We start from the raw sequence: 14,933 nt of genomic DNA, 5'->3' as shown, positions 1-14,933 counted from the left end.
ATGAAATGTAAGAGGTATTAAGGTGAAGAAATGGACTTGAATTTGAGGAGTGGCTGGAATGGTTGCAGAAAAGGAACGAGCATTTATGGATTTAAAAGATGTATTTGAATATGCTTTTGACGAGATTTTTGTAACAGATGAGGAAGGCACTGTTGTCCGTGTAAATAGTACATGTGAAAGACACTATCAATTATCTGCTGAGGAGCTAGTAGGTAAGCATGTAAAAGAGTTACAAAAAGAAGGGATTTTTTATCCATCTGCGACATTAGAAGTGATTGAGAAGAAAAAGCCAATTGAACTTGTTCAGACAACGAAGTCAGGAGAATATTTACATGTTCGTACAAGGCCTGTATTCGATGAACAAGGGAATTTACGAAGAGTAATTAGTTATTCACGTGATCTTACTGAACTCTACCAATTACGAAGAAAGGTAGAGGAGATGGATAATCAGTTAAAGACATATAAAAAAGAGTTAAGAGAAACGTATGAGTATGAAGGGCTTATTTTTAAAAGTGTAGCTATGCAAAAAATAGTTACAACAATCAAAAAAGTATCCGTAGTAGATAGTACGGTTCTTATTTTAGGTGAGACTGGAGTAGGAAAAAGTAGATTAGTACGTCATTTGCATGAAGTAAGTCATCGGAAAAATCAAATGTTTTATGAAATTAACTGTGCGGCATTACCGACAAATTTAATTGAATCGGAACTATTCGGTTACTCAGGTGGTTCATTTACAGGGGCAAACCGTGAAGGAAAAAAAGGAATTTTAGAGTTAGCTCATAAAGGGACCCTTTTCTTAGATGAAATTGGTGAAATGCCGCTTGAAATTCAAGCGAAACTGTTGCAAGTATTACAGGAAAAAACATTCCGTCCAGTCGGAGGCAGAGAGCTAAAAAAGGTAGATGTTCGTATTGTGGCAGCTACGAATAGAGATTTAGCTGAAATGGTAAAACAAGGGACGTTTCGGAAAGACTTATATTACCGTTTAAATGTAATACCTATTCAAATCCCTCCACTTCGCGAGAGAACGGAAGATATTTTGCCGTTAATCTATCACTACTTACAGCACTTTAATGAAAAGTATGGACGCGATGTGAAACTAGCTCCTAGTACTTTACAAATGTTTGTAGGGTATCCTTGGGAAGGAAATAATAGAGAAATAGAAAACGTAATTGAAAGGATTGTCATTACTGCAGATGATGTTGTCACGATAGAAGATTTACCATTATCTATGCAGGAATCAACAGTTGAGCAATCCGGCCAAAGTCTCTATAAAATGCTAGAGGAAGTAGAACGGAATATCATTCTTAAAGCGTATAAAACATATGGATCAAGTTACAAAGTAGCAGAGTTTTTGAAAATAAGTCAATCTGCAGCTACTAGGAAAATTAATAAATTCATAAAGGAGGAAGAAAACATTGGATAAGAAAGCGACGTATGTAAATTTAGATCAAAAAGCGATGTATATAAATGGGGAATGGATTCAATTACAAGAGCAAATTGAAATTAATAATCCAGCGACGCAAGAAATATTTGCAACTGTACCAAAGGGCGGAGTTACGGAAGCGAAGCAAGCAGTTGATGCTGCACACGAGGCTTTTAAATCTTGGTCAAAATTAACAGCGGCTGAACGGGCAGAAAAGTTAAAAAAGTGGTTTGTACTAATTGATGAAAATAAAGAAGAAATCGCAGCGATTATGACAAAAGAACAAGGAAAGCCGTTCGCAGAAGCACTTGGAGAAGTAAACTATGCAAATAGTTTTGTAGAGTGGTATGCAGAAGAGGGAAAACGAGTATACGGCGAAATGATTCCAGCTTCTCATCCGAATAAACGCATTTTAGTAACGAAGCAACCAGTTGGCGTTATTGCGGCGATTACACCATGGAATTTTCCAGCAGCGATGATTACGAGAAAGGTAGCACCAGCACTTGCAGCGGGTTGTACAGCGGTTGTGAAACCGGCAAGTCAAACACCATTAACTGCATTGAAATTAGCTGAATTAGCACATGAAGCGGACATTCCAAAAGGTGTTTTAAACATTGTAACAGGTAGTGCAAAGGCAATCGCAGATACTTGGATGGACGATGGGCGTGTGAGAAAAGTTTCATTCACAGGATCAACTGAAATTGGAAAAGAGTTAATGTCTGGTGCTGCGAAAACGATGAAAAAAGTTTCACTTGAGCTAGGTGGGCATGCTCCGTTTATTGTAATGAACGATGCGGATTTAGATAAAGCGGTAGAAGCAGTGATTGGTTCGAAATTCCGTAACGCTGGACAAACATGTATATGTACAAACCGTGTATTCGTACAAGAAGCAGTGTACGGAGAATTTACAGAGAAGTTTCAAAAGGCAGTAGGTCAGCTTAAAGTAGGAGATGGATTTGGAGAAGGTACGACTGTAGGTCCACTTATCGATGCAAACGCTGTAGAAAAAGCACAGGAGCATATTGAAGATGCAATCCAAAAGGGCGGCGAAATCCTCTATGGAGGCAAAACACTTACAGAGTTAAATGGTCATTTCATTGAGCCAACTGTAATTGGAGGCGCAAACGATACAATGTTATGTATGAATGAAGAAACGTTCGGCCCAGTTGCACCTGTTGCGAAATTTGAAACGGTAGAAGAAGTCATTGAACGTGCAAATAATACACCGTACGGTTTAGCTGCGTATGTATTTACAAAAGACATTAGCCAAGCATTTCAAATTAGTGAAGCATTAGAATATGGAATTATTGGCTTAAACGATGGACTTCCATCCGTTGCACAAGCTCCGTTTGGTGGATTTAAAGAAAGTGGTATTGGTCGTGAAGGCGGTCACTTTGGAATCGAGGAGTATCTAGAAATTAAATATATTTCATTAGGATTATAATAGGTGCAATCTTGTTTATATAAATCCATTTTCATTTTTCGACATCTACATCCCTGCTATGTAGGATAAAAAGTAACCTGCACTCGTTTGCTCTTTCTGTTGTTACTTCGCATGTGGCAGAAAAAGGCCCTGACCGCTTCTATGCATGAATAGATGCTCTCTCCCACCTAAAAAGAGGGGTTTTATGTCGGTTTTTTAATTGATGTATATATGGAAAGAAATAAAAATAGTATACTAGAATCTCTATAAGTTAACAGATAAGGGGATCTAGATGGTATATTGGCTATTATTACTTGTAACGATTATATTTGAAGTTGCTGGAACTGTCGCAATGAAGTTATCAAATGGTTTAACAAAATTGGTTCCAAGTGTACTAATCTTCGTATTTTACGGAATTTGTTTTAGCGTGTTTGCCATAGTTGTTAAAAAGATTCATTTAAGCATTGCGTATGCAATCTGGTCCGGTTTAGGGACACTACTTATTACCATTATTAGCGTCTACTTTTTTAAGGAGCATATTAGCTTATTTCAAGCGTTTTGTATCCTTTTCATTGTTCTAGGCGTGATTGGATTGAAGGTGTCGTCAGCATCGTAAAAGGCTATCTTCTGAGGAAGATAGCTTTTTTGATTGCACGAATTTTTATATTGAAATGTAGGATGAATATATATGTGAAAAGGCTATTTCTGCTTTAGCTTGCCTACATCATTTTCTAGTTATTTACATGTTAAATTATATGTATTTGGGAATAAATGTTTTTCTTAATAGTCTTCCTGTTAATTTCTTTTAATGATGTTAATTAACTTTTAATTTTCGACATTATTCGACAAATCATCACGATGAGTTTTGATATGATAGGTCGGTAAATCTTACATTTTGTACATCTTAGAAAAACAGCTTATTGGAGGAATACGAGTGAAATTATCTAGAAAGACACTTATTTTAATAAGTGTAGCAGTACTATCTTTATTGTTTATAATTGGTCTATTCAGGAGTTACAGTTTATATGGTGATACTGGATTCGGACTAGGTTATATATTGGGGAATTCTGTAGCAATTACTTTTACGTTCTTGGTGATAATTACTTTTGTTATATCGCTAGGTTTTCTTATTAATGGAATAGTTAAGAGCATAAAAAAAATGGAAGCGAAAAAATTGTTCATCACATCAGCCATATTATTTGGAGCATCAGTAGTATCATTAATCGTTCTTGCAACTACTGTATCAACGCTTGCAAATATTCAAGAAGATTATCAGAAAGCTGAAGCTCAAAAGAAACAAGAAGCGGAATATTTAACATCAGCGGCAACTTTTTATACTGATATCGATTCCTTTGAATTTTTTGCAACACAAGTATTATCTGGATACTCTACAACATGGTCAGATGCTATCAATAATCGAAGAGATTTCAATGCAGCTATATCTTCAAAGAAAGAAGAATCTAAAGTAATGATTAGCGGTGCTAATATACTTTATGAAGGTATGGGGAAAGAGTTAAAAGTAGTTTCGGAAGCTGCAAAAGAACAACCTAATAAATATAAAGAAGTATATGAAGAATACAAAAAGATATTCGAAATTGTAACAGCTCTTAATGAACAAGTTCAGTCTCCTAGCGGCAGTTTAATAACGTTTAATCAAAACGCTAACTCATTAATTCAGGAATACAAAAAAGTAGCAGGAAACATTAATATTGTTATTACTGATGAAATACAAATTAAGGCCAAAGAGATTAAAGCAAGTTACACGAGTAAGAATTCAAATAATTAATACTACAATAAAAAACACTCTAAAAAAGAGTGTTTTTTATTGTAGTAATATTTCTAACTTATCTTAGGAAATCCTGAATGTTAAGCTATATAAATCCATTTTAATTTTTCGACATCTAAATCCCTGCTATGCAGAATACAACATGACCTGCACTTTTAAACATCGCATGTGGCAGAAAAAGGCCCTGACCGCTTCTATGCATGGCCAGATGCTCTCTCCCATCTAAAAAGAGGGGTTGTATGTCGATTTTTTAATTGATGTATATATAGCGTTTTTATTGTCTATTAAAATGCCCAGTTACCTTTACGGAAAATTGGTTCATGTGTACCATCAGCTGTAATACCATCAATATCAAGTTCCGCGGAACCAATCATAAAGTCTTCATGTGTAATACTAGCGTTTGCCCCATTTTCTGCAAGTTCTTCTTTTGTCATTGTTTTACCGCCAACTAAGTTAAATGCATAAGCATTCCCGATTGCTAAATGGCAAGATGCGTTTTCGTCAAATAGCGTATTATAGAATAAAATGTTTGTATTAGAAATCGGTGAATCATGAGGTACTAATGCAACTTCTCCTAAGAAGTGTGAGCCTTCATCTGTTTCTATTAAGTGTTTTAGTGCTTCTTCACCAACATCAGCTTTATAGTCGATAATGCGTCCATTTTCGAATGTCAGTGTAAAGTTATCGATAATGTTACCTGCAAATACCAATGGTTTTGTGCTTGATACTTGTCCATTTACACCCGTTTTTAATGGCATAGTAAAGACTTCTTCTGTTGGAATGTTAGCCATAAATGGTACATTCTTTTCGTTTAAGCTACCAGCGCCCGCCCATATATGTTTTTCTGGAAGTTCAATTGTTAAATCTGTTCCAGGACCTGTATAGTGAAGAGCTTTATAATGTTTTTCATTTAAGTAGTCTACTTTTGTATGTAATGTTTTATCATGTTCTTTCCATGCTTCAACAGGGTTTTCTAGGTTTGCACGAGTTGCTTGGAAAATTGCATCCCATAGTTTTTCTTCTTGTTGTTCTGGTGCTACATCAGGGAATACTTTTGCAGCCCATTCTTTTGTAGGAACAGAGATTACACACCAGCTTACTTTATCAGCCTGTACATAATCACGGTATACTTTCATCGCTTCGCCAGCAACTTTATGAGCAGTTGCAATTCGTTTTGCATCTACACCCTTTAATAAATCAGGGTTTTCCGCATAAATAGACATAAAGGCTGCGCCTTCTTTTGCTAATTCTTCACGTGCATGAGCTTTCCATGAAGGGAATTCAGCAAATGCTTCTTCGGGAGCTAAATCAAATTTCAAGCGAGTTAATATTTCGTCGTTCCAATCGACATATACATGCTTTGCACCAGATTTATAAGCTTTTTCTGTAACAAGGCGTACAAATGGAGCAGCTTCAAGCGGTGCATTAATTGATAATGTTTGTCCAGGCTGAATATTAACACCGACATTAACTGCAAGAGCAGCATATTTTTCTAACGTTTTTTCAAATGACATATGATAATCTCCTTTATTAAAAAAATTTCTTATTTCATATAATACAAGAAAATTCAAAAAATATAAATAGAGTCTAGGTTATATTAATCCCGATCTTTTGTTTCTTCGACTGTTTGTGACAACAAAGGGTAATCGATTTAGTGGCATGATTAGGTTGATATGAATATATTAAATAGAATTCAAAATGAAATAGATTACTCTATCTTTATTTATTATGAATACATAAAGATAGAGTATGGAAGGATGGGAACATGACAAAAGATTCTAATCGAAAAGGAGAAGTTTGGCATCCACCACATATGAGACAGAAAGAAAAAGATTGTGATATAGGACCTATATCTCCATGTAGGCGTCGTGACAAGGCATTTCAGATTCGTCTTAAAGCTGCAAATTACCAAAAAAATCTTCCTCTTCCAAGCCAACTATGTAATGAAGACGAAAAGCTTTTTTACAATAAAATCGCTAGTTTTTCTAAAACCCTGCCGCATAATGGCTTGGGTGAAGTTGACCTCTCTGCTTATAATAAATGGAGTTTGGCACTTCAGAAGGGGAAACCATATGATTTTGAACGTCTAACTCTCGGTGGTGATGTAAAGCTTACCAATCCGCAAGCTGCTTATGTTTATGGACTTGTAGGGCCAGATTCTCATCATTTAAGTGTCGCTGTACCACCAGCTTTTAGTAGTGCCTGGATGGCAAGTGAAATGACTGAATTGTACTGGCAGGCATTGATACGTGATGTGCCTTTTACGGAATATGATAGCAATCCGCTTACCCATACGGCTGCTTCTGAATTATCAATTTTATCGGATTTTCGTGGGCCGAAAGTTAAGGGGGAAGTTACTACAGGTACCTTGTTTCGTGGAGGTACACCAGGTGACCTTATCGGACCTTATATCTCTCAATTTTTATGGAAAGATGTCCCCTATGGAGCTACAACAATTGTCCAACGATATCGTACTGCATTACCTAGTAAAGACTATATGACTTCTTATAAAGAATGGTTGGATATTCAAAACGGTTTATCTCCGAATGATCTTTTACTCGATTCTACCCCTCGCTATATCCGCAATGGGCGTGATTTAGGTAAATTCGTTCATCGGGATTTTTCCTACCAGGCCTGCCTTTCTGCATGTTTAATGTTACTCAGTTTTGGAGAAGAAGCATTATCACCCAATAATCCTTATTTGTATTCAGAAACTCAAGTTGGTTTTGTTACCTTCGGTGCCCCACATATTCTAGATTTGGTGGGTAGGACGGCAAATGCAGCACTCGAAGCTGCTTGGTTCCAAAAATTTTTAGTTCACCGTAGAATCCGCCCTGAAGAGTTTGGTGGACGTGTTCATAATCATTTAACAGGTGGTACCAATTATCCTATTCATCCAGAATTACTGGATTCGCAAGCTGTTTCTGAAGTTTTTAGCAGGTTTGGTACTTATTTACTGCCTATGGCCTATCCTGAAGGTTGTCCGGCCCATCCAGCTTATCCAGCTGGCCATGCTTGTATTGTAGGAGCTGGTGTCACTGTATTGAAGGCATTTTTTAATGAATCTTTTGTAATTCCCAAACCAGTTGTAGCGAGTTCAGATGGTCTTTCTTTGCTTCCTTACTCAGGAAAACCTTTGAAGGTGGGAGGGGAATTGAATAAACTTGCTTCCAATATTGGTATCGGTCGTGATATAGCTGGTGTTCACTGGCGTTCTGACATGATTGAGGGCTTAAATCTAGGTGAAGCAGTAGCAATTGGAATCCTTCAAGACCATAAAGGAACCTACAACGAAAAGTTTAAAGGATTTTCCTTTACTAAGTTCAATGGTGAGACTATAACAATTTAATGGGATAATAATAAAAAGAATCTCTTCATTTGTATGCTGAAAGCGTGCCATATTTTTAACCTTTATTGTAAAAATGAGTACGATGCTCAAAGTATCGTACTCATTTTTTTTATGATATTAAGTGCTATTTTTACTTATTTAATGGAAGATGCAAATTGTTCAACTGTAGTAGTGTTATGTATACGAACGCGTTTCATTTTTAAAAGCTCATCAGGTTCGCCTTTCGTAATGAATTGCCCTGGTTTTGTTGTCGTTGCAAACTGATAATATTTTTTCGTTTCTGCTACGACTTTATCATCGACATGCCCAAATGGATATGCAATGGCAATAACAGGCTTTCCTGTAATCTTTTCTAGTTTTTCTTTTGAGCCCTTTAACTCTCCTTCATAGTTTGTGATTTTCGGTAAATCAGCATGTGTTGCAGTATGAGATTGTACAGAGAAGATACCAGAGTCAACCATCTCTTTTATCTCTGCAGAGGATAAAGCACCTTCTACATCAACGTTATCAACAATCATGTATTCGGTTGCGGTTGGTTTAAATGTATCATCTTTTAACTTTTGTAAAACGCGAAATGCATTCATATTATTTTTCATACCATCATCAAACGTAACAAAAATAGGTTTATTGACTTTATTTATATCATTCCAACGTTCAAACGTTAGTAACGTATAACCGTTTTCTTTTAAGTACTTCATTTGTGCTTCAAAGTTGGCAGGAGATACAAATAAATCTTTAATTCCTTGCCCATGATAATCATCAATGGCGTGATACATGAGAATAGGAACATGCTGCTGGAATGTAATAGTAGATTTTGTGAGCGGAATACTCTTTCCATCTTCTTTTACACCAGATGCTTCAATTTGATATTCACCGCGTTTGCCTTCAAATTCCTTTACATCAAAAGGAATTGTAAACTGCTTGTCCTTTTCTTTAGATGAAAAAGATTTTGCACTTTCTTTTCCATCCGCAGTACGCCAAATTTTATATTGCACTTCAGTTAAAGAGTCTTTTACATCTGTCATACGAATAGATGTATTTGTAGATTCATGTGTAATGGAATCAAAAGAAATTTTGCCTTGTGGTTGCACAGTCTCTTCTTGTTTTTTTACTTGTTCTTGAACCTTTTTCTCTTTTTTAGGTTCTTGGTTGGCATTACTCGTCGTACAGCCTGCTAGAATCGCAGATGTACATAAAGCAATTGCTGCGTATTTTCTCATAACGATCACCTTCTATTGTGTATTATGTTGCGCGCTATTACAGTGAAATCCCCACCGCTATAAAAAGTGATGGGGCGTTTCAAATATATGTAATGATATACCCTTGTTCATCATATCATTTGGAGAAAATGAGGGGAATATGATTTTTGAGGGAACTGGTTATAGTGAAAAATAGATTAGCTACTTCGAATGGCACTTCTTTTTCTCTTCTTGTTAGAAGCGATAATGATATAACCTAATACAAAAATAGAAGGGATGATAAATACATAAATGGGCATTCCCCACATATAATAGCTTTTCATACTTAAAATTAATAAATGTAAAAAATCAGCGAGAGCATGAAATTTCATAAAGTCCTCCGATGTATTTTTTACAAATTATAACACCGAAAATACATATTATGTATATTTAGAAATGCGAATTAAGCTAATTTTAAAGTAAGAGAGGAAAATAAAAAAATCTCCATCATACAAATCGTATGATGGAGATTTTCACGTTATTAAATAAATAATCCAGCAATTGTAGCGGATAAAATAGAAGCAAGTGTTGATGCAAATAGCATTTTCCAACCAAACTTAGATGCGACGCTTCCTTGTTTCTCAGAAAGAGCACGGATTGTACCAACGATCGCACCGATTTGGCTAATACTTGCGAAGCTAATTAAGAATACGGTAACGATTCCAACTGTACGTGGAGATAACGTTTTTGCAATTTCTTTTAAATCAAGAATTGCCACGAACTCATTTAGAGTAATTTTTGTTCCCATAATTCCACCAGCTTGGATAATATCATGTGCTGGAATACCCATTAGGAATGCAAATGGGGCAAGAATATAACCAAAGATTTGTTGCAATGTCAGAGCGTGTCCCAGTGCACCAGAAGCTGCACTAATTACATAGTTTACAACTTCCATAACCCCGATAAAGGCAATCATTAAAGCGGCAACGATACCAGCTACTTTTAAACCATCTAATGCACCGTTAATCATTGCACCGATGAAGCTATCGCCAAATAGATTTCTATCAAATTTCTGGATTTTTTCATCTTCTTTCTCTGTATCAACTGGTGTTAATAGTGAACAAACGATTAAGCTAGAGAATAGGTTCAGAGGCAATGCTGCTAGTACATATTTTGCATCTAACATCATAACGTAAGATGCTGTTACAGAAGCTGAAACGGAGCTCATAGCAGAACAGCAAATAATGAACATACGGTTTTTATTAAAATGCTGTAAGTCGTTTTTAATAACAATTAATGCTTCACTTGAACCAAAGAATACAGAGTTTACCGCATGGAACGATTCAACGCGTGGTAAACCAGTAATTTTAGAAATGACACCGCCGACAACGCGAACGATGAATGGTAAAACACCTAAATAACTAAAAATAGAAAGTAGTGCTGAGAAAAAGACAATAATTAATAATACATTTAAGAAAAAGACAAAGTCTCTGTGGAGTCCATTAAAGAGAAAATCGACACCTGTTGTACCAAGTTTAATGAGTTTGTTGAAAACTTTACTAATGAAAATGATGATCTGCTGACCAATTTTTGTGCTAAACATAAACCAACCAATTAAAATTTGGAAAACAATCATAATAGCAATTGCACGGAAGTTGATTTTACTTTTATCGTTTGACAAAGCAAAACATAAACCTAAAACGACAAGAATGCCGATAACGCTTATTACATATTGCATGTAGTTGCCCCTTTCAGAAGTTCGTATAAAGTTTTTACATAAAACGCTCGTTATATAACTATATAAATACAAATTGAAAAAACGGCATAAACCCTTTCTTTTTAGGTGGGAGAGAGCATCTAGCCATACATAGAAGCGGTCAGATCCTTTTTTTGCCCCATGCCAAGTGAAACCAAAAAGAGAAAACGAGAGCAGGTCACCTTTTGTTCGTCATAGCCGCGACTTATACGCTTGAAAATCAAAATGGATTTATATAATAAAATAGAAGAGGTTTCATGTCATACGTAAGATGTCTGACCTTTTAGAAAAGTAAAAAATAAAAAAGACCCATATGGATTTACTTTCATCTATGAGAGAAAGCTAACCAATATGAGTCTTCGTATACACAAAAAAGCTAATATTTATTAGTTTTCCCCATAGTCCAGCAATTTTCGGTTGCCAGGTAGAAACTCTCGATCCATATTATCAAGTATATATGAGGTAACATCGTCCGTATTTAATTAGTTGTAGCGTAACATTAATAAAGAATTGTCGTCAATAGATTTTTTCTTCCAATGGCTAAAGAGCGAGGGAGTATGGTAAAATGTAACGCAGTGTTATGAAAAAGAGAGGTCGGAAAATGAGTAATAAAATGACGCCACCAGTTGAAAAAAACGAGTTTATAGATGTAGTATTTGAAGATTTAACACATGATGGTGCCGGTGTTGCGAAAGTAAAAGGATATCCTATTTTCGTGAAAAACGGATTATCAGGTGAAGAAGCACAAATCAAAATTATTAAAGTAAAGAAGAATTTCGCATTTGGCCGTTTAATGAAGCTTCATACAGAAAGCCCATATCGCAAAGATGCAGAGTGTCCCGTATATAATCAATGCGGAGGTTGTCAGCTTCAGCATTTAACATATGAAGGACAACTAAAGGCGAAGGAAAAACAAGTTCGTGACGTAATGCAGCGCATCGGTGGACTTTCTGATGTACCTGTTCACCCTGTTCTTGGCATGAAAAATCCATGGGTATACAGAAACAAAGCACAAGTACCAATTGGAGAACGTGAAGGCGGACTTGTAGCAGGTTTCTACCGTCAAGGAACGCATGACATCATTAATATGGAGACATGCTTAATTCAAGCTGAAGAAAACGATTCTTTAATTCAAGAAGTAAGACGTATTTGTGAAAAATACGGCATCACAGCGTACAACGAAGAACGCCATAAAGGAACGCTTCGTCACGTAATGGCTAGGTATGGACAAGTAACAGGGGAAATTATGCTTGTCTTCATTACACGTACGGCAGAACTTCCAAACAAAGAGGCGATCATCGAAGAAATTACAGCGAAGTTCCCAAATGTAAAATCAATTGTCCAAAACGTAAATACAAAACGTACAAATGTAATCTTTGGAGACAAAACAACAGTCTTATACGGATCAGAATATATTTATGACTTTATCGGTGACATTAAGTTTGCCATCTCAGCACGTTCTTTCTATCAAGTAAACCCAGAACAAACGAAAGTGCTGTATGACAAAGCATTAGAATACGCAAAACTAGATGGAAACGAAACAGTCATCGATGCATACTGCGGAATCGGATCAATCTCGTTATTCCTAGCGCAAAAGGCAAAGAAAGTATACGGCGTTGAAATCGTCCCAGAAGCAATCGAAGACGCAAACCGAAACGCTGCATTAAACAACATGACAAACGCTGAATTTGCAGTAGGAGAAGCAGAAGTAGTCATCCCAAACTGGTACAAAGAAGGCATCATTGCTGACACAATCGTCGTCGATCCACCGCGTAAAGGTTGTGACGAAGCATTATTAAACACGATCATCGACATGAAGCCAAAGCGTGTTGTGTATGTATCATGTAATCCTGCGACACTTGCTCGTGATTTGAAGGTGCTTGAAGAAGGTGGGTATAAAACGCAGGAGGTTCAGCCTGTTGATATGTTCCCGCATACTACGCATGTGGAGTGTGTGGCTTGGTTGAAGTTGTATCCATAGTGAGAGGATTTGAGTTTGAAATGATAGATAATTTTTGGCGTGATTTACCACGACCATTTTTTGTACTTGCACCAATGGAAGATGTGACAGATGTTGTTTTTCGTCACGTAGTAAGTGAAGCCGGTCGACCGGATGTATTTTTCACAGAGTTTACAAACTCGGATAGCTATTGTCATCCAGAGGGTATGAAAAGTGTGCGTGGCCGTTTGATTTTTACAGAAGATGAACAGCCAATAGTGGCACATATTTGGGGGGATAATCCCGAATATTTCCGTCAAATGAGTATTGGCATGGCAGAGCTAGGATTTAAAGGTATCGATATTAATATGGGTTGCCCTGTACCGAATGTGGCATCGAGAGGGAAAGGTAGTGGCCTTATTCTGCGTCCAGACGTTGCGGCAGAACTTATTCAAGCAGCAAAAGCGGGCGGATTGCCTGTCAGTGTGAAAACACGACTTGGCTTTAAGGAGTTAAATGAGTGGGAGGAGTGGTTAACGCATATTTTAAAACAGGATATTGCGAACCTTTCTATTCATTTACGTACAAGAGAAGAAATGAGCCAAGTAGATGCGCATTGGGAGCTAATTCCGGAGATCAAAAAATTACGTGACCGTATCGCACCCAATACGCTACTAACAATCAATGGAGACATTCCTGACCGTCAAACTGGGATGCAGCTTGCTGAACAATATGGTATTGATGGCGTTATGATCGGGCGAGGTATTTTTAAAAATCCTTTTGCTTTTGAAAAAGAGCCAAAAGAGCATAGCAGTAAAGAACACCTTGATCTTTTAAGACTACAGCTTGATCTTCAAGATCAATATGCGGAAGTACTGCCACGTTCAATCACAGGGCTTCATCGCTTTTTCAAAATTTATGTAAAAGGATTCCATGGAGCTGCTGAATTAAGAAATCAATTGATGAGCACGAAATCAACAGATGAAGTGCGTGCATTGCTTGATAAATTTGAAAAAGACGGGGACAGTGAAATGATGTAACTCTTAAAAAGTTAGAGGGGAAATGGATTACATCAAATCATGTGTACTTATTTTATTCAGTTAGCCGACAACTTTTGTTTTGAGAAAGTCTGTTTTCTGAAAGAGGAAGTTCTTAAGAATGTAATAAAACCACCAGTACCTACACTCTGGATATGTGGAGTGTGTGGCTTGGTTGAGTTTAAAATAAGCGTCGATCTGGAAAAAAACAGTGTATTTGAGAAATCAAAGCACTGTTTTTTCTTTTAGTTAATGCTATGAGCGAAATCTTTTTATAGGTATACAACAAACACGTAAGCGATCCATAGATACAATGATGGAGAAAAGGTCGGGTAAGACTACAAAACCTATCTCTAAAATGTTAAAGTATTAATTTAACGACATTAATTTATACATGCTAAAAGCATTACTATATTTAACATTTCAGGAGGAAAAACAATGGCAATGAGCAACAACGATATATTAAAGAGAGTAAGATATGCTATGGATATAAAAGATATAGATATGGTGGAAATCTTTAAACTTGGTGGCATGGAAGTAACGAAAGAAGAAGTAGTTGATATGCTTACAAAAATAAAGAAAAGCCCCCAGCACGAAGCTGAAAATGCTGATGTAATTGAAGATGATTACGTACTAACATGCGATATGGTGATGTTAGAGTCATTTTTAAATGGATTTATTACTTTAAAAAGAGGAAAGCAAGATCCGAAACCAGGGCAACCGGCTGGGCAAGCGATGCCTTTACAGGGCAATGAGAGTGCCAATAACCTTCTTCTAAAGAAAATGAAAATAGCACTATCTTTAACGAGTGAGGATGTACTTGATATATTAGACAGTGTAGGAGTTAAGGTGACAAAAGGAGAACTAGGCGCTTTATTAAGAAAGAAAGGCCATAAGAATTACAAAGAGTGCGGCGATAGATACGCAAGGAATTTCGTAAAGGGATTAGCTGTAAAGTATAGAGGATAAGGAATAAGAGTTGTAACATTTATGTTGAAACAGTAAATGATATAATAGGTAGAGTAGGACGTCTGTAGCC

Annotated in this window: 12 protein-coding genes and 1 riboswitch; of the genes, 8 read left to right on the top strand and 4 right to left on the bottom strand. The window is 36.5% G+C overall.

Annotated elements, in window-relative coordinates; genetic code table 11:
- The first annotated feature begins 58 nt into the window (after window positions 1-58).
- From ACIQ7L_RS15325 to ACIQ7L_RS15310, 4 genes are all read left to right on the top strand, one after another.
- Window positions 59-1,426: a sigma-54 interaction domain-containing protein gene (locus tag ACIQ7L_RS15325; protein ID WP_400570382.1), complete on the top strand. Its 1,368-nt coding sequence runs from the start codon at window positions 59-61 to the stop codon at window positions 1,424-1,426.
- Window positions 1,419-2,870: an NAD-dependent succinate-semialdehyde dehydrogenase gene (locus tag ACIQ7L_RS15320; RefSeq protein WP_400570380.1), complete on the top strand. Its 1,452-nt coding sequence runs from the start codon at window positions 1,419-1,421 to the stop codon at window positions 2,868-2,870. Before ACIQ7L_RS15325 ends, ACIQ7L_RS15320 begins: the two co-directional genes overlap by 8 nt.
- Window positions 2,871-3,141: 271 nt before the next feature.
- Window positions 3,142-3,465, top strand: a complete 324-nt coding sequence (locus ACIQ7L_RS15315; RefSeq protein ID WP_097894927.1) for a DMT family transporter — start codon at window positions 3,142-3,144, stop codon at window positions 3,463-3,465.
- A gap of 318 nt (window positions 3,466-3,783) precedes the next feature.
- Window positions 3,784-4,635 carry a hypothetical protein gene (locus ACIQ7L_RS15310; protein WP_400570378.1) on the top strand — a complete coding sequence of 284 codons (852 nt, stop codon included), beginning with the start codon at window positions 3,784-3,786 and terminating at the stop codon, window positions 4,633-4,635.
- A 284-nt stretch (window positions 4,636-4,919) separates the two neighbouring features.
- Here the strand turns inward: ACIQ7L_RS15310 and ACIQ7L_RS15305 are convergent, their stop codons facing one another.
- A complete protein-coding gene (locus ACIQ7L_RS15305; RefSeq protein WP_400570376.1) occupies window positions 4,920-6,149 on the bottom strand; it encodes an aminopeptidase in 1,230 nt (409 codons plus the stop codon).
- A 251-nt stretch (window positions 6,150-6,400) separates the two neighbouring features.
- On the opposite strand from ACIQ7L_RS15305, the gene ACIQ7L_RS15300 reads away from it, so the two are divergent.
- Entirely contained in the window at window positions 6,401-7,984 is a 1,584-nt protein-coding gene (locus ACIQ7L_RS15300; protein WP_400570375.1) for a vanadium-dependent haloperoxidase, read from the top strand.
- Between the two features lie 134 nt (window positions 7,985-8,118).
- On the opposite strand, the gene ACIQ7L_RS15295 is transcribed toward ACIQ7L_RS15300, so the two are convergent.
- The 3 genes from ACIQ7L_RS15295 to ACIQ7L_RS15285 all read right to left on the bottom strand — a co-directional run bounded on the left by ACIQ7L_RS15295 (window position 8,119) and on the right by ACIQ7L_RS15285 (window position 10,900).
- Window positions 8,119-9,204, bottom strand: coding sequence for a polysaccharide deacetylase family protein (locus ACIQ7L_RS15295; RefSeq protein WP_400570374.1), 1,086 nt, complete (start codon window positions 9,202-9,204; stop codon window positions 8,119-8,121).
- A gap of 176 nt (window positions 9,205-9,380) precedes the next feature.
- A complete protein-coding gene (locus ACIQ7L_RS15290; RefSeq protein WP_400570373.1) occupies window positions 9,381-9,554 on the bottom strand; it encodes a hypothetical protein in 174 nt (57 codons plus the stop codon).
- 149 nt (window positions 9,555-9,703) lie between these two features.
- Complete coding sequence (locus tag ACIQ7L_RS15285) at window positions 9,704-10,900, bottom strand: NupC/NupG family nucleoside CNT transporter (protein ID WP_400570371.1); 1,197 nt, start codon at window positions 10,898-10,900, stop codon at window positions 9,704-9,706.
- 397 nt (window positions 10,901-11,297) lie between these two features.
- A riboswitch (purine riboswitch) is annotated at window positions 11,298-11,399 on the bottom strand.
- A gap of 120 nt (window positions 11,400-11,519) precedes the next feature.
- On the opposite strand from ACIQ7L_RS15285, the gene rlmD reads away from it, so the two are divergent.
- The 3 genes from rlmD (at window position 11,520) to ACIQ7L_RS15270 (ending at window position 14,863) form a co-directional block, all read left to right on the top strand.
- Window positions 11,520-12,899 (top strand): 23S rRNA (uracil(1939)-C(5))-methyltransferase RlmD, encoded by a 1,380-nt coding sequence (rlmD, locus tag ACIQ7L_RS15280; protein ID WP_400570370.1) that lies wholly within the window; start codon window positions 11,520-11,522, stop codon window positions 12,897-12,899.
- Window positions 12,900-12,919: 20 nt separating this feature from the next.
- A complete protein-coding gene (locus tag ACIQ7L_RS15275) occupies window positions 12,920-13,897 on the top strand; it encodes a tRNA dihydrouridine synthase (protein ID WP_400570430.1) in 978 nt (325 codons plus the stop codon).
- Between the two features lie 435 nt (window positions 13,898-14,332).
- On the top strand, window positions 14,333-14,863 hold the full coding sequence (locus ACIQ7L_RS15270) for a YehS family protein (protein WP_400570368.1): 531 nt from the start codon (window positions 14,333-14,335) through the stop codon (window positions 14,861-14,863).
- Window positions 14,864-14,933: the final 70 nt, after the last annotated feature.

Origin of the sequence: Bacillus sp. NPDC094106, assembly GCF_044764345.1 — a bacterium.
GTDB lineage: Bacteria > Bacillota > Bacilli > Bacillales > Bacillaceae_G > Bacillus_A.
The sequence above is the reverse complement of the archived record's forward strand: the minus strand, read 5'-3'. Positions and strand labels throughout refer to the sequence as shown.